Consider the following 18,035-nt stretch of genomic DNA (forward strand, 5'->3'; position numbering starts at 1 on the left):
ATCGCAGCCCTGAGCGCATTCTCAAGGAGTGTGCGTCCATGGAACCCGTAGAGATCAATAACGGCCAGTGGTATCTACGCGGATTGCGATGCGACGACCGCGTCGACGACCGACCCGCGCTCGCCGACCTCGGTGAGACTGACCTGGATTATGTTCACGATGCCGAGGACGGCTGGGCCGACGACACCCGCTACACCTGGGCCGTGTGCGAACCGAGTACCGGCGAACTACTCGCCGAGGTCAGTCTCGATCCCGTCACCGCGTATCTGACCAGCCGGGCGCGCCCCGGTCACGACGATGTCGCCGCGACGGCGGAAGACACGGTCCGCCGGTTCGCCCAGGCCGCGCTGAACCTGCACGTCCAGACGTAACGGGCTAACGCACGTCGATGTCCGCCCCGGTGGCCAGGTCCGAGCATTCGACGCTGACGACGTCGTCGCGGCGGCGCAGGAACGGCCCGGCACCGGTGTCGCCGCCGAGCTGACGCAGCAATGCGGGCCAGTGCCTGCGCGCGATCACCACGGGATGTCCGGGACGGCCCCCGTAGACGGCCCGGGCCAACCCCGACGCCGAGGCCGACGCCGCTGCGAGTACGCGACGGACCACGTCAGCGCCGATGTCGGGAGTGTCGACCAACTGTAGAGCCGCATACTCGGCGGTGCCCAGGGCGCCGATCCCGGCGCGCAGCGACGCGGCCAGCCCAGCTGACCAGTCCTGGGCGATGACCGCCCGGGCAGGTGCGGGCACGTCCACGACGGCGGCCCCCAACACGACCACGACGTCGTCACACCCGCCGTCGTGTAACGCCCGCACCGCGGCAGCAAGCCATTCACCTTGCCCGGCAAGCGCTTTCGGCATCCCGAATCTGCTGCCAGCGCCCGCGGCGAGCACCACGCCACCGATCACACCGTCGTTCGACATGTGACCAGTGTGGACCAGCGACGCCTCTACGGCGTGGCGCATCCGGTGAAAAATGTGCGCTGACCGCGCCGGTTGTCCAACCACATTGATGCGCGTAGGGTCCGAAACAGGTTGAGTTCACAGCCGCCACGAGCCCACAGAACGAATACACGTATTCCGACTGATGGAGTCACCTATGACTGTTACACAGCCGACAACTCAAACCGACACCTACATCGGCAACAGTGCCGCAGTTTTTTCCGCTCACTGGCTACGGCCGTCGACCGTGGCGATCACCGCGCGGGGCGAACTCGACGCAGCCAATGCGGGCGAGTTCACCGAGTATGTGAGGCGACATACCATCCACGCCCAGCAGATCGTGCTGGATCTGAGCGGTATCGGTTTCCTGGGCACCGCGGGCTTCGCCAGCTTGTACGCACTGAACGCGAGGTGCGTGGACGCCGGCATCGACTGGACGCTGATACCCAGTCCGGCGGTGACCCGATTGCTGCGGATCTGCGATCCGACAGCCACGTTGCCGACCCACAACACTGTCGCCGCCGCACTGGCCGCCCAGGACAGTTCGTCGCTACTGCATCTGGTCGCGCAGCCGCGTTAGCGATTTCGCCAGCAACCGCGACACGTGCATCTGCGAGATGCCGACGCGTTCGGCGATCTGCGTCTGCGTCATCGACTCGAAGAAGCGCAGAACCAGCACGGTGCGTTCCCGCTCCGGTAGCTCAGCCAGCAGCGGTCGTAAAGATTCCCGGTTCTCGATCTGATCCAGGCTCGCATCCATGTCGCCCAGGGTGTCGACGATTGCCGGTGCGTCCTCGTCACCGCCGCCGCCGGTGTCGATCGACAGGGTGTTGTACGAGCTGCCTGCGATCAGCCCTTCGACGACCTCCTCGCGGTCCATCTCCAACTCGGCGGCCAGCTCCGATGCAGTGGGAGCCCGGCCCAGCCGCTGCGACAATTCAGCAGTTGCCGCGCCGAGGCGTAGATGCAGTTCCTTGAGCCGCCGCGGCACCTTGACCGACCAGCTGTTGTCGCGAAAGTGCCGCCGGACCTCGCCCATGATCGTCGGCACTGCGAACGACACGAAATCCGATCCGGTCTCGACGTCGAACCGGTTGACGGCGTTGACCAGCCCCACCCGTGCCACCTGGACGAGATCATCCCGGGCCTCGCCACGCCCATCGAAGCGGCGGGCGATGTGGTCGGCCAGCGGCAGACACCGTTGCACGATCTGCTCCCGTTTGCGGGCATACTCCCGCGAGTCCGCGCTCAGGTCGCGGAGCTCGCGGAACTTCTCGAGAACATCCGCGTATTCCGAGGTCACTGCAACAGGCTCGCTCGCCTTGTCATCAGCGAAATACCCATCACCCGGCGTTCTTCCGGGCCGACCCCGTTGGTGAACGTCGACACCTCATCGGTGAGCGAACTCAGCACATGCCAGCTGAAGGTTCCCGGCTCGATGCCGGCGCTGTCATGACACGTGGTGGACGCAGAGATCGCCAGGGCGTCGTCATGAGGATCTACCACCAGGACCAGTGTGGAATCGGGGTCCGCCGCCCGGATCAACGTGGTGCAGGCCTCGTCGACGGCGAGCCGGAGATCGGCCACCACATCGAAATCAAAATCCTCGAAGGTGGCGATCGCGCCGACCAGGGTTCGGAGCACCGCCAAATTCTCGAGCTCAGCTGCTACCCGCAGTTCGACCGCCCGCGCACCGCGGGTCGGCATGTTGTGTTGGCCCATCGCTTCGGCCATCTGACCTCCCGGCATATCCCGACCGACAGTACTCCAGGCGTCGGCGCGGGTTCGCCTCGTCACCCGGTAGCCGGGCGAGGTCGATGTGCGCCCGCTTCGGCAAAGGTTTTCACGGTCAACGCTTGTTGCTTCGCGTCTCCCGGCGGTTCGCTTTCTCGATCGCGGCTACCAGCTCATCTTTGTTCATCGTCGACCGTCCGTGGACGTCCAGCCGGCGAGCAACATCCATGAGGTGCTTCTTGCTGGCGCTCTCGTCGACGCCTTCGGCGGTGTCACCCTTCGCATCAGGACCGCCGCTGCGGGCCCTTTGGTCGGAAGGCCCGCGCTGCGCTTTGGCTTCCCAGTGGTCACCCACCTTCTCGTAACTGTGTTTGAGCGCCGAGTATGCGACGCGGTGGGCACGTTCGCCTTCACCGTAGGTCTCGACGGCAGAGTCATGGGCCTCGGCGAATGTCCGCTGTGCCTTGGTATCCGACTTCCGTAATGTGCTCGGCAGTTCGTCTTTCTTGGGCTTGCCCTTGCTTGTTGTCTTCGGCAACGTCAACACTCCTTCGCCTCATTTGCAGTCGCTCTGGACGGAGTGCCCGAATAATCCCGTAGACAAACGTCGCGGCAATACCGGTCGAACACGCGATGCCCGGCGGTGAGCGGTGGGATCATCGACGCCATGGACGCGGACGGTCCCGAGGACGACCGACATTGGGACCAAGCCGCTCGTCACGAGACGGAAGTCCAACGGCTCGACCGCAACTGGTCGAGCCTGCTGCAGGAGCTGCGAGTTGTGCAGACCGGCGTTCAGCTGCTCACCGGTTTCCTGCTGACGCTGCCGTTCCAGGAGCGCTTCGAACTGCTCGATGCGCCGATGCGCACCGTGTACCTCATCACCGTGGCGTGCGCTACCGGCGCAACGGCACTGCTGGTGGCCCCGGTGGCCATGCATCGAATACTGTTCCGGCGCCACCGCCTCAATGCTCTTGTCGCGGCAGCCCATCGCTGCGCGTTCATCGGTCTCCTGCTGCTCGGGCTCGCTGTGGCCGGCGTGACTGCGCTGATTTTCGACACCGTGGCCGGTCGCGCGGCCGGAGTGATCGCGGGCGCATGCGCCCTGATGGGGTTCGTGGGCCTGTGGTTGTGGCTGCCGCTGGCGATGCGCAACGGTCGCCCCATGTCGGTGGATCAAGCACGCCGTTAGTCCCCGCTACGACAGTTCAGCACGCAGCGCCGCCAGTAGCGGTTTGGCCGCTTCGTTCAGGAACTGCTCCTGGCTGTCCCCGCCGATCTGGACCAACGCGATGTCGGTGAACCCGGCGTTGCGATACTCGGCGACCGCGGCGACGATGGCGTCGAGATCGGGGCCGCACGGAATCGCCGAGGCAACATCCTCGGGCCGGACGAACTTCGTCGCCGCGGCGAACCCCGCCGGGGTCGGCAGATCCGCGTTGACCGACCAGCCGCCGGCGAACCATCTGAACTGGTCGTGGGCGCGCGCGACCGCTGCGTCGCGGTCGGGGTCCCAGCACACCGGTATCTGCCCGATCACCCGGCCCTCAGGAAGCACGGTCGCCTGCCTGTGGCGGTGCCAATCGTCGATCACGCCGGCATCGGGCGCGACGTTGATCAGGTGATCGGACAGCAGAGCGAGTTTCTCAACCGCTCGCTCGCCCGTCATCGACACCGCTATGGTGACCGGGTCGTCGGGCACGTCCCAGAGCCTGGCGGAGTCGACCTCGAAGTACTGGCCCCGGAAGTCGATGAGATCGCCGCTGAGGAGTTCGCGAATGATCTTCGTGGCCTCGCCGAGCATGTCCAGGCGCCGCTCAACAGTGGGCCACCGGCGCCCCACCACGTGTTCGTTGAGATTCTCTCCGCTGCCCAGTCCAAGGGTGAACCGACCGTCCGCGAGTATCTGCACCGTCGCAGCCTGCTGCGCGACGACGGCGGGGTGGTACCGGATCGTCGGGCAGGTCACATACGAGTACAGCTGAACCCGTTGTGTCGCGTGGGCGACCGCACCCAGCACGGTCCACGCGTTCGGGGCATGGCCCTGGGCGGCCAGCCATGGGCTGAAATGGTCGCTGCTGACCTCGAAATCGAAGCCCACCTCCTCGGCCGAAACCGCATATCGGACCAGATCTTTTGGCCCACTCTGTTCGGTCATCAAGGTGTATCCGAATCTCGTCATGGTCGAACGAATACCCGTGCACGAATCGGCGAAACTGGGTACTCCGGCATGCATGACCGAATCTGACACGCGAACGGGCGAGCAACGGCACCGGCCGGTCTGGCTGTCGACGAACTGGGTGTTGGCGGTGCTGACGATTCCCGCGGCGATCGCGGTCTTTCTGTACGGCATGGGCGCGGTCATGAGCATGGCCGGCTGCACGACCGATGCCTGCGCACGTCAGGGCCCCGGCGAATTCTGGTTCGGAATCCTGTTCTACGGCTCGCTGGTCGTGCCGGTGGTCACCATCGCCGTGTCGATCGTCACCGCGCGCCGGCGGGGCGGCATCATCGTCCCGCTGATCGCATTGGCGTTGTTGGCCATCGACTTCGCGGTCCTGGCCGTCACATTCTGAGCCGTTCCCGCCGAAGACGCGTGGAGCACGCACAAATGTCCGGCTGCCCGGCGGTTGATGGCCAGGCAGCTGCGCGCGGCGGTCCGGTCAACTGCTGGGTCGTTGCCTGAGCACACCGGGATGATCCGCGTACCAACGTTCTTCGATACGTCTCACCCTCAGATGCTCCAGCGCCAGCCACACCGAACCGATGGTGAATCCAGCCACAGCCAACCCGCCCACGGTCATCCCGACGTCGGGATGGCCGGTCGCGAAGGCGGCCAGGCACCCCACGAACATCACCAGTGCGAGGCCGATCAAAATGAGCGCAGGCATGATCACGTTGTCCTTCATCGACTCGCCCGCGTGTGGACGCGTCGTCCTGGCGTGATCAACCGGATCCTTTGGACCTTTCATGGCTGCTCCTTCCGCCCATCGCCCATACTTCCCGGGCTGATAACCACGGTAGAACGATCTGAACGCGCTGTCGCGCAAACAGACATCCGGGATGCAGACAATGCCCCGGCGCGCCCTGAAGGCTGACGCGGCCGAGGCAGGGTCAGTGATTCCTCAGTAGATTGATCAATTCCTTCTTGGACTTGCCGGAGTATCCCTTCAGGCCCAATTTCTTTGCGCGATCACGCAACTGCGCTACCGTCCGATCCTCGTACGAGTCGGAACGCCCGCCCGACTTTCCGACCGAAGATCTGCCCCTCGCGGCGGCGGCGTTGGATATCCTCGCCGCCTTCTCCTTGGAGTCTCCCTGTTTCCGCAGATCGCTGTAGAGCTTTTCATCCTTGATCGACGAACGCGGCATCATGCACCTCCCCTTCCGAGAGCTAATCAAATGTCAATACCAGCTACGGCGCCCCGCAACCGGGCGGCCCACCATCCCGAGCACCCAGAAGACCGCACCTATGACCAACAGGATCACACCGATCACCCACAGCCAGTAGATGTTCAGCACCAATCCGAGGATGAGCAGGATCGCTCCGAAGATGATCATCATGACCTCCGTTTCAGTGGGCGATCGAGTTCATCGCACTGGGTTCGGGCAAACGACATTCGTCCACCTTGGGGTTGACTCCGGCGTAGTTCAGCGGTCCTGCGAGAACAGTCAGCGCTATGGCGCCGGCAGTCGCACAACTGGTTGTTCCGGTCTGGAAGTAGTCACGCTGCCATGCCGCAACCACGCCGATCAGCAACCACACCAACACGAGTGTTCCGAATAGTCCACCTAGCCTCATGAGTCGACATATACCCAGGCAGGACGGTGATCAAACAACGTGGCAAACCGGGCCCCGGCCAGTGATCTTGAGACGGGACGCGAGCCAAGTCGTTGCAGTGTCAAGCATTCTCGTCGCCCGCGCGTCGCGCCGGTGATGAACAGTCCTGTGCCGCAGCGATGCCCATCGAGGGCGCTGCAATCCCTTGTCCGCCAGGGTCTCTCAGCGTGGGCGCGGTCCCGACGGTCGAGATCCATCTCAGCTGATAGGTTCATGAGAAGTCTCTTACACCGATTGTGCCTGGTGCGGGCCCGTAGTAGCGTTCATGCCAGGTTGAGTTCACAGCCACTGGACGCGCAGGACGTGCAGGGGGAAGGAACTCCCTGCAACCGGGGCTTTTGTGTAACGACACGGCCGTGACGCGTCCGAGAATGTCTCGCGCAATTCGACTATGGAGTCAACACATGTCCATCGATAACGTCGCTCGAACGCTCGTTCGGCCACCCCATGACCTTGCCGGACGGCAAACCGCGCACTTCGCCACCCGCTGGCTGGAACCGTCCACCGCTGTCGTGTCCGCGCACGGAGACCTGGACGCCGCCAATGCAACGATATTCACCGAATACTCACTGACACAGGTCAAACACAGCACCAGACTGGTGTTGGACCTGACCGCAGTCACATTCTTCGGAACGGCCTGCTTCGCGACGCTGCACACCCTCAACGTGGCGTGTGCCGGTGAAGGCGTCAGTTGGGCCCTCGCCCCCAGCAAGGAGGTATCTCGGATCCTGCGCATCTGTGACCCCGACGCCACGCTGCCTGTCTGCACTTCCGTCCGGGAGGCGCTCTCCGTGATCAGCGCTGAAGCACGACCCTTACAACTGATCAGCGGATCGGACTGACGCTTCCCCAGGGCCCCGCCGGCCTGGTGGTCATCGATATCCCGATCAACACCTGCTGGTCCTGGGCGCGGGAGAACGTGCTGACCTCATCAGTGAGTGAGGTCAGCACGTTCCAGTTCAGGTCATCCGGCTCGAAGGCTTCAGGGGTGTCGCAGGTCGTGGACGCATCCACCGTGATCGCGTCGTCACCAGGGTCGACCACCAAGCGGAGCATCGAGTCGGCCGCCGCGGATTGCACCAGCACGGTACAAGCAGCGTCGACGGCCAAGCGCACATCGGCGATGTCCTCGACGTCGAACTTCTCCGAGTCCGCCAGGGCCGCCACCAGAGTCCGCGCGACAGCCAACTGCTCGGGACGGGCGGCCATGCAGAACTCGACCGCCCGGTTGCCGTGGTCTCCAAGTCCTGTTACTCCTCGTGGTCGGCTAACCATCGGACCGCCAGGTGTGGGGCGGCACAACGCGGGGTAACCACAGATCACGATGACGAATGAGCGCCCGGACCAAGCTTTGCTGGCAACTTTTGACCGTTACTTCGCCTGCACCCGGGTCTGCCCGCGCATTTTCGGCACCCTGCTGCACTGAAATTGCCATGGTCCCCCAATACCCAGCTTGACCGGCAGTAAACGCACACGCAGGGAGATCGACATGCGACTTCGTCACAGCACTGTTGGCGGACCGGGGCTACGCCGTGTGCGCCGCGGCCGCGGTTTCAGCTATCACGACAACGATGGACGGACAGTCACCGACCCCGCAACGCTGCGCCGGATCGATGAGGTGGTGATACCACCGGCATGGAAGCACGTGTGGATATGCCCGTACCCCAATGGCCACATCCAGGCGGTCGGCACCGACGCCGCAGGCCGCCGACAGTATCTGTATCACCGGCAATGGCAGGAGGAGCGCAGCGAGGAGAAGTTCGACCGGACGCTGGAGTTGTCTGCGGCCCTGCCGGACTGGCGATCCCGCGTCGCCGCCGACCTCAGAATCCGCGGCCTCCCACGCGACCGGGTCCTGGCGCTCGGACTGCGACTACTCGATCTCGGATACTTCCGCGCCGGCGGCGACCAATATGCCGAGGAACACAACTCATTCGGCATTGCGACGTTGCTCGGCGAGCATGTCACGGTGCGCAGTGACTCGGTCGAATTCGACTATCCCGCCAAGAGCGGAGTGCGCCGGACGCTGGTCATCGAAGATCCGGAAGTGCTTCGTGTCGTCCGGGCCCTGCGACGCAACTGCGGCCGTGGCGGTCGCCTGCTGGCGTACCGGAACTCGGCCGGGTTCAGTGAGGTTCATGCCGATGATCTCAATGTCAGATTCAGGGAGATCGTCGGTGATGGTTATTCCGTCAAGGACCTTCGTACCTGGCACGGAACCGTGCTGGCCGCCGTGGCATTGGTCGACGCCGACCCCGCGGTCGACGGGAGGGTGATCAAAAGGGTGGAAACCGCGGTAATGCAAGAGGTGGCCGACGCCCTTGGAAATACCCCGGCCGTCGCGCGTAGTGCCTACGTCGACCCACGGGTGGTCGACGGCTACCGCGCCGGCCTCACCATCGCCGCCGGTGCACGCCGGGCGGCGCGGACTCGGGCCGCCGACAAACGCCAGGCCATACTGGAACGCAGCACCGCTCGGCTGATCCGCAAGGTGACCACGACCTGACGCCCGAACCGACTCAGAATCCCGCGGCTTTCCCGTTCCCGAGATATCCCAAGCCTGCCTCATCGATTGCGCTGCGATCCAGCAGATTACGCGTATCCAGCACCACTGCTGTCGGCACCTGCTCGGAGATCCGCGTCCAGTCCAGCCTCTTGAACTCGGACCATTCGGTGAACACCACGATCGCGTCGGCTTCCTTGGTCGCCAGGTACGGATCGTCGACCGGGTTCACCGCCGAGCGTCGCAGCACGTCGTGGTCGATCGCCGCCAGGCGCGGGTCGTAACCGGTGATCTGCGCGCCCCGACGGGCCAGTTCGGCACATACCGTCAACGCGGGTGAATCCCGGACATCACAGGTGCCCGCCTTGAACGTCAACCCCAGCGCTGCCACCCGCGCGGACCCCATTGGAGCCGCCATGGATCGGTCGAGTGCGGCGACGATCCGGTCTGCCTGGGCGGCATTGGTCGCGCGCGCGGAGGCCACCTCGAGCAACTCGACATTGTTACGGCGACCCGTTTCCAACAGTGCTGCGGTGTCCTTCGGTAGACAGGAACCACCCCAGCCCGGTCCGGGCTGGAGAAAATGCCGACCGATTCGGACGTCCGCACCCATACAGCGGGTGACGTCGGAGATATCGGCGCCCACCCGGGAACACAACTGCGCCAAGGAGTTCGCATAGGAAATCTTGACCGCCAGGAAGGCATTGCTCGCGTATTTCGCAAGCTCGGCACTCTCCGGGCTCATCCGCAGCGCCGCACCCTGGCCGGCACCATACAGTTTCTGCATCGCATCCGCCGCAGCGTCGTCCACCGCCCCGATCAAGACGCGCTCGGGATTTCGGAAGTCATACACGGCGTGGCTCTCGCGCAGGAATTCCGGGTTGGACACGGTCCGGACGCCGGTGCCGCGTAGCCGACGGGCGATTTCCCGTGTGGTCCCGACCGGCACGGTCGATTTCAGCGCCAGAATCGCACCGGGTTGCAGGACTTCAGCCAGGTTTCCCACCACGGCATCGACAGCGCTGAGATCGGCAGAGCCGTCCGACCGACTGGGCGTGGGCACACAGACGAAGACGATGTCGCGGTCACCGAGTTGCCCGTAGTCAGTGCCGAAGTGCAGGGTTCCAAGACTCAGCCCCGACTTCAGTAACTGTGGGAGCCCAGGTTCATCGAACGGGACCTCACCTGAGGACAACTGTTGAACCCGGGATTCGTCGACATCGACACAGACCGTGTCGTGGTCGCGTTCGGCCAGGCATACCGCGGTGGTGAGGCCGACATATCCGGCTCCGACAACTCCGACTTTCATGCGCGCACTCCCAACGCACTTTCCACGGCGTCCAATACCCGTGGAACAGTGATCAACAGCAGCCCGCTGTGCGGCTCATCGGCATGCGGATCGCCGATGTCCCCCGCCCAGACCGCGACGTGCGGACCGGTGCCGCGCGGGCCCCAGCGACTGGGCGGGGTGGGTCCGAACAGCAACACCGACGGCGTTCCGGTGGCGGTGGCGATGTGCCCTACCCCGGTATCACCGCAGATGAGCAGACTGGCATCGTTGATCAGCGCCACCAGTCCGAGCAGCCCCAAAGTTCCCGCGATCATCGCTGTTTCAGCCAAACCCGCCTGTCGCGCCACCGAGCGCGCCAGGTCGATTTCGTTACAGTCACCTGTGACGACAACGTCATGTCCGGCTTCGCGCAGGGCCGCCGCGACCGCGGCGAACCGTTCGGCCGGCCACCGCCGGGCCACTGCCGCAGCGCCCGGATGGATCACCACCACCCCGGACCGATCCGGATAGCCCTGCGGCCGGGCGATGGCCAGATCGTCCGGGTTGCACGCGATTCCATGCCACTGGAGCATCCCACACCACCGGTCGACCTCATGCAGATCCTCGCGCCACGGCGGCCCGGCGAAATCCGGGAAGTCGCGGTGGCGGTGACTCAGCAGAGTTTTCGGATGTTGAGCAACCAGTTCCCCGATACTCTCCGGGCCGCTTCCGTGCAGATTCACCGCCACGTCCGGCGGTCGACGTCGCGGATGCAGCCGTCCCAGGCCAGGTGTGGGATCGACCTCGTCGATCGCACCGGTCAACATCGCAAGCTGGCAGAACCGCTCCGGTGCGGCCAGCACGATGTGCGCATCCGGGTGAGCTCGCCGCAAGCCGCGTAGCGCCGGGACACCGGTCAGCAGATCTCCCAGGCCCAACGCGCGCAGAACCAGGATGTGCTCGGGATCGGATGGGGGCAGCGAAACCACTTGGTCATCGGTCGTGTTCATGGCCACGACGACTCCGTGGGTGCGCACACGACCAACTCCCGCACTTCGCAACCGGCAGGCTGCGAGAGCGCGAACACGACGGTCTCGGCCACGTTGCCGGGATCATTCAGCTTGGTGCCCGGCGGGGGCTTGTACTGGTCGTCGCGATCGTCGAAGAATGACGTAGCCATCCCCCCGGGAATCAGGGTGGTCACCCCTACCTCGCCTGCGAGCTCGGCTGCCAGTGCACGGCTGAAGCCGACGACCCCGAATTTCGAGGCACAGTAGGCGGTCGCGTCGCTGACCGCCTTGATGCCCAGCGTCGATGCGCACGTCACGATGCGGCCACCGCTGGCTTTGAGGAAGGGCAGCGCCGAGCGGATCACCGCGGCGGTGCCCAGGAGATTGACGTGGACGACCTGCTCCCAGTCCTTCACACTGACCTCGTCGAGCTTGCCGCACGAATCGATGCCCGCGGCGGTGAAGACGCCGTGGATCTGACGGTCCACCCGGTCGGCGAGGATGCATACCGCAGCGTCGACCGCCTCGGTGTCGGCGAGGTCGGCCCCCTGGAACGCGACATCCGCGGCGGGCTCGTTGCGGTCGATGACCAGGGGCGTACCGCCTTGGCGGAGAACAGCTTCCACCGTTGCCGCGCCCAGGCCTGACGCTCCCCCGGTAATGATGATGTTTCCCAAGTTCATGATGTTCACCTCTCGGTCATGGCGGCGATCAGTTTGGACGATGAGTAACCGGCAACGGTGGGCAGTAAAACCACCTCGCCGCTATGACCGCGCACTACACCGGCCTCGACCAGATCGGCTTCGGTGTAGTCGCCGCCCTTGACCCATACGTCGGGTCGCAGCAGTTCCAGCTGTGCTTCTGGCGTCGGTTCGTCGAAGATCACCACCGCATCAACACATGCGAGTGCGGCGAGCACCCGGGCACGGTCGTCTGCAGTTACGATCGGGCGGCCCGCTCCCTTCAGACCTCGGACCGAGGAATCGGAGTTGAGCAGCACGACCAGTGCGTCGCCGAGCTGCCTGGCCTGGTGCAGAAGGCGGACATGACCGGTGTGCAACAGGTCGAAGCAACCTCCGGTCGCCACCAGCCTGCCGCCGCCGCGGCCGTGCAGCCGGTGACGAACCTCTTCGGTATTCCTGGAGATGATCGCGGATTCATCGGGCCCAGAGCCGTGACCACCCAGTCGTGCAGGGCGGGATACCCCGACAGCACCGCCGGTGGCGACGAACCGGCTGGCCGCGTCAACGGCGGCCGCGACCGCCCCCTCGACGTCAGTGCCGTCGGCAAGCGCGAGTGTGGCGGCGATCGCGAATCTGTCGCCCGCCCCGCAGGTATCGGTCCGGCCGGCTCCGACACCTGCCGCGGCGGGCACCGCCACGTGCACGCTGCCGCCCCCCTCGGTGGCCAGCATGGCACCCTTTCCGCCCAACGTCACACACACCGCGTGCGCGTCCCATCGCCCACGCAGCGTCTCAGCCGAAAACCGTTGGGCCTCTGCCTGGTTCGGTGTTACCAGGTGGCACCGGGCCACGGGGTCCGCGCCACGCGGGTGTGGATCCCACACCACCGGCACCCGCTGGGCAGCCCTGGTCAGCAACCGTCGTATGCCGGCATGTGCGGTCACCCCGCGGCCGTAATCTGCCACGCATACCGCGCGCGCATCATCGAGCACCTCGGCGACGTCGGCTGGCGGCGCACCGCCCAGCACAGTGCCGTCACCGTGGTCGAGGCGGAGCATGGACTGGCCGGTCGCCCGAATGCGGGTCTTGCACGGCGTGGTGCCCGCCATCGGCAGTCCCACCACGGTCACCCCGGCCGACCCGAGCATCTCCGACAGTTCCCGGCCTTCGGCGTCAGCAGCGAGCGCAGTCACCAGAACCACGTCGGATTCCACCCGCGCAGCCAACAATGCCGCCAGCCCGGCACCGCCGGGACGGTGCCAGACCCGTTCGGCATCGACCACCGGCACGGGCGCCTCAGGGCTCAACCGCGTGGCATTGCCCTCGATGTCGATGTCGAGCATGCAATCTCCGACGATCACCACCGGCCTACCCACGGGTGGCTCCCAACAGTCTGCCGCTGCGCGCCAGTGCACCGTCGAGTGCGATGCACAGCGAGTGGACAAGAAGCAGGTGAATCTCCTGAACCGTCGCGGTGCTGGGCGCCTCGACACAGACCGCGTCGTCGCACATCGATGCCAGCGGATTGGGCGCGGGGCCGGTCAGCGCCCAGGTCGTCAACCGCATCTCGTGGGCAGCTTTGACTGCAGCCACTACGTTCGGGCTGGTGCCGCTCGTCGACAACGCCACCAGCACATCGCCGGGCCTACCGTGTGCGCGCACGCCGCGGGCGAACATCTCGTCGAGACCGTAATCGTTGCAGAGGGCGGTCAAGGCCGACGTATCGGCATGTAATGCGATCGCTGACAGCGGTATCCGTTCTTCGCGGAACCGTCCGACCAGTTCGGCGGTGAGGTGTTGAGCCTCGGCCGCGCTACCTCCGTTGCCGCAGGCCAGCAGCCTTCCATCGGCGGTGAGCACGTCGGCGAGGTGTGCTCCCCACGCGGTCAGGCGCGCCGCTTCACTTTCGATGTCCCCCACCGCCTGTGCCAGTGCGGACATGTGTGTCGCAATCATGGTTTCTTACCTCCGGAGTTGATCGACCGCGTCGACTAGGTCGGTGTCACTGATGCCGTCGAGGCAGGGATGACCGGGAACCGGACACCGGCGGGCGCGAGTTCGCCGGCACGGCGCTTCCTGATCTCCGAGTCGAATCACGCTGCGGGCGTGAGGGGTCCATTGCGAAGCAGGCACCACCGGGGCGAACAGCGATACCACCGGAACACCGACGGCCGCGGCCAGGTGCGCGGGACCGGTGTTGGGCACCACCACGACACTGGCACCGGCAAACACAGCGGCCAGGGTCGCCAGTGAGGTCAGCCCGCCCAGGTCGACGGCGATGTTCGCTGCAACATATGCGGTGAGGTCCCGCTCCGGCTCATCTCCCGTGACCACGACGCGGTATCCCGCGGCGACGAGCGCACGGACCATACGTGCGCTTCTCGCCGCCGTCGGCTGTCGGGCCGGCACTGCCGCGCCGGGATGGAACGCCACATACGGTGCCGTACCGATGATTTTCCGCAAACTGCCGGACAGCTGGACCGGCGTCCTGACCCTTAACGACCCATCGTCCTGCGGAGGCAATCCGCAACCGCCCGCGCGGGCCAGTGAGAGTGCGCGGACAGGTTCCGGCACGCCGGCCGGGACGTGATGGCGCAGGTTCAGCAGGGTGCCCGGATAGTCCTCACTGATCGCACCGATCCACTGTGCCCCGGCCATCCGGCAGATGAGCGCCAGCGGCAGCGGTGACTGGTGAAAGGACGTGAAGATGAACACCCGGTCCGGCCGCACATCTCGAAGTTGTTTGATCAGTGCGGTCACGTGGTCGGAAGTCAGCTCGGGGGAATCGAAATCGACCCACGGTGCCTGCCATTCGATGACTTCGTCGACCCCGGGTAACAACTCGGCGGCCGCGCGGCCACGCGGACCGGCCAGGAATACGAGGCGGTCGTGCCCGGCGGCGACAGCCCGCACCGCCGGGCCCGTGATCAGCACGTCGCCGGCGCTGTCCAGCCTGCCCACCAATGCCCGGCTCATCGGACGTCCCTCAGTACCAGCGACACCGCAGCTGCCAATGTCGGCGCGACCGCAGCGCGCCTGTGTGCGTTCGTGATCTCTTGTGGCAGTGTGCGTTCAGTCGGGATCAGAATCGCCCGCGCACCGGCCGACAGCGCCGCCTGGACGTCTGCCCCGGTGTCACCGATCATGACGCAGCGGGCGGCCTTCACACCGAGCGCGTCGGCCGCGGCATGGACCATCCCCGGCGACGGCTTGCGGCACGTACAGCCATCGCCGGTGTCGTGGACACAGACCTGCCACGAGTCGAACGGTCCCAGCAAGGTGTCCACTCGGGCGTTCACGTCGGTCAACTCGCCGGGTTGGATCAAACCCTTTGCCACGCCGGACTGGTTCGTCACGACGGCCAGCAGTAACCCACGTTTCCGTAAGCGGTCCAGTGCATCGATGGCGCCCGGGACCGGACGTACCCTTTCCGGGTCGTTCAGATACGGGCCGTCTTCGATGATCGTGTCGTCCCGGTCGAACAACACCGCCAATGGCGGATCGCGGCGTGCAGCCCGATACGCCCACTCCCCCCATAGCCGGTAAGCAACGGCCACCGGCGGTATCAGCACGCTGGTCGCCAGCATGCGCACCGCCTCGGAAAGGGTCCGCCGTCCGGACAGAAACCGGCGCAACGCGAATTCTGCGGTCAGCGACAGCCACACCGCTCGAGCCCACCGCGCGATCCCTGCCGGAGTTGTCACCGCCAGCAGCAAACCAGCAGTTGTGATCGCATGGACCGGCAACCGTCCGCGACCTTCACCGATCGCGGTCCGCCACCCGCTCCCGTACTTACGGTGCAGCAACGCGTCGTCGCGGTTGCCGATCTGTGCCCGCACGCTGCCGGCCCAGGTGGCGGGCGCGACCGGATGACTGGATCGACGCTTTCCTCGGGTGATGGTCTTGCCGGCCAGGGTAATTCGCAGCGCCAGATCGGAATCCTCCCGGTACGCCCGCGGGAACCGCTCATCGAATCCGCCGACCGCCACGAGCGCCGACCGGCGGTAGGCCATATCTGCGGTGATCCACTGTGCGTGCGCCAACCGCACGGTACGTTGTTCGTCATCGGAGGTACGCTGCCGCGGCACCGGCACCTCGATGACTGCCTGCGAGCCTGCCGCACCGACTGCTTCGGCCTGCCGAAGATCCTCGGCAAGGGCTGCGAGCCAACCGGGGTGTGGCACGACATCGTCGTCGAGAAAGCAGATCCACCGCGATGTGGCACCGCGCCAACCGACATTGCGGGCGCCTGCGGGGCCCCGGCCTCCACTGCGCAGCACGGTGACCGGCAGCTCGGTCATCAGCGGCGGTTGCGGGACCGGCCGGTCGTCGACGATGATCACCGCCTCCGGCGCCGGACCGTCGGATTGCTCCAATGCCGCAAGCAGACGCCGCAGCGATGGGCGGCCGATGGTCGGAATCACAATCGCAAAACTCACCGGGGCCTCCGCACCACGAACGGTCCGATTGCCAGCATGTCGATCGGCGCACTCCCGAAGCACTCCAGCGCATCACGGGGGCTGTCCACCATGGGCCGGCCGGCCGTGTTGAAACTGGTGTTGACGATCACCGGCACGCCGGTGCGCTCACAGAACCGACTGATGGTGCCGTGCAGCAGCGGATCGGCGCGGCCCACCGTCTGGATCCGGGCCGTACCGTCGACGTGGGTGACCGCAGGGATCTGCGGCCGCCACGCCTCGGCAACATCATGGACGAAAAGCATGTAGGGACTCGGAACCGGTCCGCCCGAAAAGATTTCGCCCGCGCGTTCGGCCAGAACCATCGGCGCTACCGGCCGGAACTGTTCGCGCCCTTTGACGTCGTTGAGGCGCTCGAGGTTCTCCACCCGCCGGGGGTCGGCCAGCAGGGAGCGGTGGCCGAGTGCCCGCGGACCGAATTCGGACCGACCCTGGAACCAGCCGATGACCTGGTCGTCGGCCAGGGCGTCACCGACAGTGGCTGCGAGATCGGCGGGCCGTTCGTGCGGGATCGCTGCCCGGTCGAGGGCCGATCCGATCTCCTCATCAGACCAGCCGCGACCCAACGCCGCCGAGGTCATGCCGGTGATCGGTTCGCCCGCCTCGGCGGCCAGCGAGAGCGCGGCGCCCAGCGCCGTGCCGGAATCCCCCGAGGCGGGCTGTACCCACACGTTGTCGAAACCGCCGTCGCGGTGAATTTTTGAATTGGCAACACAATTGAGCGCCACCCCGCCGGCGAGGCACAGATTCGGATGGTCGGAACGCGCGCGCAGCCAGGACACCAGGTCGAGCAGCACCTCTTCGAGCACCCGCTGCACACTGCACGCCAGATCGACGCGGTCATCCCACGTGGTTCCGAACGACCGCCAATCCACCGCGTCGGTACGGAAGCCACCGTCCCCGGTGGCGTAGACGAGCTTGCGGAAATGATCGGCAAAACGGGGTGTGCCATAGGAAGACATGGCCATCACCTTGTATTCGTCACTGGACCGCTTGAAACCCAGGTACTCGGTGAGTTCCTCGTAGAGCAACCCCAGTGAATGTGGCAACCGTTGGACGGAGAGCACGTCGAGCTTGTTGTCGGTGTAGGTGCCCGCCAGCATCGAGGTGCGTTCGCCGCGGCCGTCGACCACCAGCACCGCACAGTCCGGATGCGGGGATGCCAATGCGGTGGATGCGGCGTGCGCCACATGATGGCGGACATGCTGAACGACATCCGGATTCAGCCCGGGAAGTGCGGCTTGCAGAAACTTCGGAGCACGTTCGGCGTACAGCGTGCGCAGGTATTCCCAATCCCGGTCGGTCCCTGCCGGATCGGTATCGCCATCCTGCATCAACCGCGGGTCGTACGAGTAGCCGACAGCGTCGATGTTGGCCGGTTCGAGTCCCGCTTCTTGCAGGCACCACCGCGCCGCCTGTAATGGCAGCTCCCAGGTGGAGAACGCAACGGCCTCCTTGCCGTGTTTGCGCCGGCTGAACCGCTCCTCTTCGGCCGCCGCGACGATGTGTCCGTCCACGATCAGCGCCGCGGCGGGATCGTGGAACACCGCGTTGATTCCGAGTACCCGCATGTGCCT

24 protein-coding genes are annotated in these 18,035 nt (G+C 65.6%); 6 read left to right on the forward strand and 18 right to left on the reverse strand.

Annotated features, from left to right (window positions below; all coding sequences use genetic code 11):
• The first annotated feature begins 38 nt into the window (after window positions 1–38).
• Window positions 39–371 carry a hypothetical protein gene (locus M1247_RS18475; RefSeq protein WP_317157801.1) on the forward strand — a complete coding sequence of 111 codons (333 nt, stop codon included), beginning with the start codon at window positions 39–41 and terminating at the stop codon, window positions 369–371.
• 4 nt (window positions 372–375) lie between these two features.
• Here the strand turns inward: M1247_RS18475 and M1247_RS18480 are convergent, their stop codons facing one another.
• Window positions 376–921, reverse strand: coding sequence for a nucleotidyltransferase family protein (locus M1247_RS18480; RefSeq protein ID WP_317157802.1), 546 nt, complete (start codon window positions 919–921; stop codon window positions 376–378).
• 175 nt (window positions 922–1,096) lie between these two features.
• On the opposite strand from M1247_RS18480, the gene M1247_RS18485 reads away from it, so the two are divergent.
• Window positions 1,097–1,519 (forward strand): STAS domain-containing protein, encoded by a 423-nt coding sequence (locus M1247_RS18485; RefSeq protein ID WP_317157803.1) that lies wholly within the window; start codon window positions 1,097–1,099, stop codon window positions 1,517–1,519.
• Here the strand turns inward: M1247_RS18485 and M1247_RS18490 are convergent.
• The 3 genes from M1247_RS18490 to M1247_RS18500 form a co-directional block, all read right to left on the reverse strand.
• Window positions 1,490–2,242 carry an RNA polymerase sigma factor SigF gene (locus M1247_RS18490; RefSeq protein WP_317157804.1) on the reverse strand — a complete coding sequence of 251 codons (753 nt, stop codon included), beginning with the start codon at window positions 2,240–2,242 and terminating at the stop codon, window positions 1,490–1,492. The two genes, M1247_RS18485 and M1247_RS18490, sit on opposite strands and share 30 nt — an antisense overlap.
• A complete protein-coding gene (locus M1247_RS18495; protein WP_317157805.1) occupies window positions 2,239–2,673 on the reverse strand; it encodes an ATP-binding protein in 435 nt (144 codons plus the stop codon). Before M1247_RS18495 ends, M1247_RS18490 begins: the two co-directional genes overlap by 4 nt.
• A gap of 115 nt (window positions 2,674–2,788) precedes the next feature.
• Window positions 2,789–3,211 (reverse strand): ChaB family protein, encoded by a 423-nt coding sequence (locus M1247_RS18500; RefSeq protein WP_317157806.1) that lies wholly within the window; start codon window positions 3,209–3,211, stop codon window positions 2,789–2,791.
• 129 nt (window positions 3,212–3,340) lie between these two features.
• Here M1247_RS18500 and M1247_RS18505 point away from each other — a divergent pair, with 129 nt between their 5' ends.
• On the forward strand, window positions 3,341–3,865 hold the full coding sequence (locus M1247_RS18505; protein WP_317157913.1) for a DUF6328 family protein: 525 nt from the start codon (window positions 3,341–3,343) through the stop codon (window positions 3,863–3,865).
• 6 nt (window positions 3,866–3,871) lie between these two features.
• Here M1247_RS18505 and M1247_RS18510 read toward each other — a convergent pair whose 3' ends face one another.
• Entirely contained in the window at window positions 3,872–4,855 is a 984-nt protein-coding gene (locus M1247_RS18510; protein ID WP_317157807.1) for an LLM class F420-dependent oxidoreductase, read from the reverse strand.
• A 52-nt stretch (window positions 4,856–4,907) separates the two neighbouring features.
• On the opposite strand from M1247_RS18510, the gene M1247_RS18515 reads away from it, so the two are divergent.
• Window positions 4,908–5,249 (forward strand): hypothetical protein, encoded by a 342-nt coding sequence (locus M1247_RS18515; protein ID WP_317157808.1) that lies wholly within the window; start codon window positions 4,908–4,910, stop codon window positions 5,247–5,249.
• 87 nt (window positions 5,250–5,336) lie between these two features.
• On the opposite strand, the gene usfY is transcribed toward M1247_RS18515, so the two are convergent.
• The 4 genes from usfY to M1247_RS18535 form a co-directional block, all read right to left on the reverse strand.
• Entirely contained in the window at window positions 5,337–5,645 is a 309-nt protein-coding gene (gene usfY / locus M1247_RS18520) for a protein UsfY (RefSeq protein WP_317157809.1), read from the reverse strand.
• 142 nt (window positions 5,646–5,787) lie between these two features.
• Window positions 5,788–6,045, reverse strand: a complete 258-nt coding sequence (locus M1247_RS18525) for a DUF7218 family protein (RefSeq protein ID WP_317157914.1) — start codon at window positions 6,043–6,045, stop codon at window positions 5,788–5,790.
• A 33-nt stretch (window positions 6,046–6,078) separates the two neighbouring features.
• Complete coding sequence (locus M1247_RS18530) at window positions 6,079–6,237, reverse strand: hypothetical protein (protein WP_317157920.1); 159 nt, start codon at window positions 6,235–6,237, stop codon at window positions 6,079–6,081.
• A gap of 10 nt (window positions 6,238–6,247) precedes the next feature.
• Window positions 6,248–6,475, reverse strand: a complete 228-nt coding sequence (locus M1247_RS18535) for a hypothetical protein (protein ID WP_317157810.1) — start codon at window positions 6,473–6,475, stop codon at window positions 6,248–6,250.
• Between the two features lie 443 nt (window positions 6,476–6,918).
• Between M1247_RS18535 and M1247_RS18540 the strand changes: the two genes are divergently transcribed.
• Window positions 6,919–7,356 (forward strand): STAS domain-containing protein, encoded by a 438-nt coding sequence (locus M1247_RS18540; protein ID WP_317157811.1) that lies wholly within the window; start codon window positions 6,919–6,921, stop codon window positions 7,354–7,356.
• On the opposite strand, the gene M1247_RS18545 is transcribed toward M1247_RS18540, so the two are convergent.
• Complete coding sequence (locus M1247_RS18545) at window positions 7,340–7,723, reverse strand: hypothetical protein (RefSeq protein WP_317157812.1); 384 nt, start codon at window positions 7,721–7,723, stop codon at window positions 7,340–7,342. The genes M1247_RS18540 and M1247_RS18545 overlap by 17 nt on opposite strands.
• A 280-nt stretch (window positions 7,724–8,003) precedes the next feature.
• On the opposite strand from M1247_RS18545, the gene M1247_RS18550 reads away from it, so the two are divergent.
• Entirely contained in the window at window positions 8,004–9,020 is a 1,017-nt protein-coding gene (locus M1247_RS18550; protein WP_317157813.1) for a DNA topoisomerase IB, read from the forward strand.
• A gap of 13 nt (window positions 9,021–9,033) precedes the next feature.
• Here the strand turns inward: M1247_RS18550 and M1247_RS18555 are convergent, their stop codons facing one another.
• From M1247_RS18555 to M1247_RS18590, 8 genes are read right to left on the reverse strand one after another with little or no spacing between them, the layout of a single operon-like run.
• Window positions 9,034–10,326, reverse strand: coding sequence for a UDP-glucose dehydrogenase family protein (locus M1247_RS18555; RefSeq protein WP_317157814.1), 1,293 nt, complete (start codon window positions 10,324–10,326; stop codon window positions 9,034–9,036).
• Window positions 10,323–11,297 (reverse strand): glycosyltransferase family 9 protein, encoded by a 975-nt coding sequence (locus M1247_RS18560; RefSeq protein WP_317157915.1) that lies wholly within the window; start codon window positions 11,295–11,297, stop codon window positions 10,323–10,325. Before M1247_RS18560 ends, M1247_RS18555 begins: the two co-directional genes overlap by 4 nt.
• Window positions 11,294–11,980: an SDR family oxidoreductase gene (locus M1247_RS18565; protein ID WP_410506897.1), complete on the reverse strand. Its 687-nt coding sequence runs from the start codon at window positions 11,978–11,980 to the stop codon at window positions 11,294–11,296. The genes M1247_RS18560 and M1247_RS18565 overlap by 4 nt, the downstream gene beginning before the upstream one ends.
• Window positions 11,981–11,985: 5 nt before the next feature.
• A complete protein-coding gene (locus M1247_RS18570; RefSeq protein WP_317157816.1) occupies window positions 11,986–13,356 on the reverse strand; it encodes a PfkB family carbohydrate kinase in 1,371 nt (456 codons plus the stop codon).
• Window positions 13,349–13,936, reverse strand: a complete 588-nt coding sequence (locus M1247_RS18575) for a D-sedoheptulose-7-phosphate isomerase (protein ID WP_317157817.1) — start codon at window positions 13,934–13,936, stop codon at window positions 13,349–13,351. Before M1247_RS18575 ends, M1247_RS18570 begins: the two co-directional genes overlap by 8 nt.
• Window positions 13,937–13,942: 6 nt before the next feature.
• Complete coding sequence (locus M1247_RS18580) at window positions 13,943–14,956, reverse strand: glycosyltransferase family 9 protein (RefSeq protein ID WP_317157818.1); 1,014 nt, start codon at window positions 14,954–14,956, stop codon at window positions 13,943–13,945.
• On the reverse strand, window positions 14,953–16,419 hold the full coding sequence (locus M1247_RS18585) for an HAD-IIIA family hydrolase (RefSeq protein ID WP_317157819.1): 1,467 nt from the start codon (window positions 16,417–16,419) through the stop codon (window positions 14,953–14,955). Before M1247_RS18585 ends, M1247_RS18580 begins: the two co-directional genes overlap by 4 nt.
• On the reverse strand, window positions 16,416–18,029 hold the full coding sequence (locus M1247_RS18590; RefSeq protein ID WP_317157820.1) for a carbamoyltransferase family protein: 1,614 nt from the start codon (window positions 18,027–18,029) through the stop codon (window positions 16,416–16,418). The genes M1247_RS18585 and M1247_RS18590 overlap by 4 nt, the downstream gene beginning before the upstream one ends.
• Between the last annotated feature and the right edge of the window lie 6 nt (window positions 18,030–18,035).

This window comes from Mycobacterium appelbergii, from assembly GCF_032883035.1.
Taxonomy (GTDB): domain Bacteria; phylum Actinomycetota; class Actinomycetes; order Mycobacteriales; family Mycobacteriaceae; genus Mycobacterium; species Mycobacterium appelbergii.

Bases quoted from the DNA above. Each gene is read 5' to 3' on its own strand.
- M1247_RS18475 (WP_317157801.1), top strand. From the start codon at position 39: ATGGAACCCGTAGAGATCAATAACGGCCAGTGGTATCTACGCGGATTG.
- M1247_RS18480 (WP_317157802.1), bottom strand. From the start codon at position 921: ATGTCGAACGACGGTGTGATCGGTGGCGTGGTGCTCGCCGCGGGCGCT.
- M1247_RS18485 (WP_317157803.1), top strand. From the start codon at position 1,097: ATGACTGTTACACAGCCGACAACTCAAACCGACACCTACATCGGCAAC.
- M1247_RS18495 (WP_317157805.1), bottom strand. From the start codon at position 2,673: ATGGCCGAAGCGATGGGCCAACACAACATGCCGACCCGCGGTGCGCGG.
- M1247_RS18505 (WP_317157913.1), top strand. From the start codon at position 3,341: ATGGACGCGGACGGTCCCGAGGACGACCGACATTGGGACCAAGCCGCT.
- M1247_RS18510 (WP_317157807.1), bottom strand. From the start codon at position 4,855: ATGACGAGATTCGGATACACCTTGATGACCGAACAGAGTGGGCCAAAA.
- M1247_RS18515 (WP_317157808.1), top strand. From the start codon at position 4,908: ATGACCGAATCTGACACGCGAACGGGCGAGCAACGGCACCGGCCGGTC.
- usfY (WP_317157809.1), bottom strand. From the start codon at position 5,645: ATGAAAGGTCCAAAGGATCCGGTTGATCACGCCAGGACGACGCGTCCA.
- M1247_RS18525 (WP_317157914.1), bottom strand. From the start codon at position 6,045: ATGCCGCGTTCGTCGATCAAGGATGAAAAGCTCTACAGCGATCTGCGG.
- M1247_RS18530 (WP_317157920.1), bottom strand. From the start codon at position 6,237: ATGATGATCATCTTCGGAGCGATCCTGCTCATCCTCGGATTGGTGCTG.
- M1247_RS18535 (WP_317157810.1), bottom strand. From the start codon at position 6,475: ATGAGGCTAGGTGGACTATTCGGAACACTCGTGTTGGTGTGGTTGCTG.
- M1247_RS18540 (WP_317157811.1), top strand. From the start codon at position 6,919: ATGTCCATCGATAACGTCGCTCGAACGCTCGTTCGGCCACCCCATGAC.
- M1247_RS18545 (WP_317157812.1), bottom strand. From the start codon at position 7,723: ATGGCCGCCCGTCCCGAGCAGTTGGCTGTCGCGCGGACTCTGGTGGCG.
- M1247_RS18550 (WP_317157813.1), top strand. From the start codon at position 8,004: ATGCGACTTCGTCACAGCACTGTTGGCGGACCGGGGCTACGCCGTGTG.
- M1247_RS18555 (WP_317157814.1), bottom strand. From the start codon at position 10,326: ATGAAAGTCGGAGTTGTCGGAGCCGGATATGTCGGCCTCACCACCGCG.
- M1247_RS18560 (WP_317157915.1), bottom strand. From the start codon at position 11,297: ATGAACACGACCGATGACCAAGTGGTTTCGCTGCCCCCATCCGATCCC.
- M1247_RS18565 (WP_410506897.1), bottom strand. From the start codon at position 11,980: ATGAACTTGGGAAACATCATCATTACCGGGGGAGCGTCAGGCCTGGGC.
- M1247_RS18575 (WP_317157817.1), bottom strand. From the start codon at position 13,936: ATGATTGCGACACACATGTCCGCACTGGCACAGGCGGTGGGGGACATC.
- M1247_RS18580 (WP_317157818.1), bottom strand. From the start codon at position 14,956: ATGAGCCGGGCATTGGTGGGCAGGCTGGACAGCGCCGGCGACGTGCTG.
- M1247_RS18590 (WP_317157820.1), bottom strand. From the start codon at position 18,029: ATGCGGGTACTCGGAATCAACGCGGTGTTCCACGATCCCGCCGCGGCG.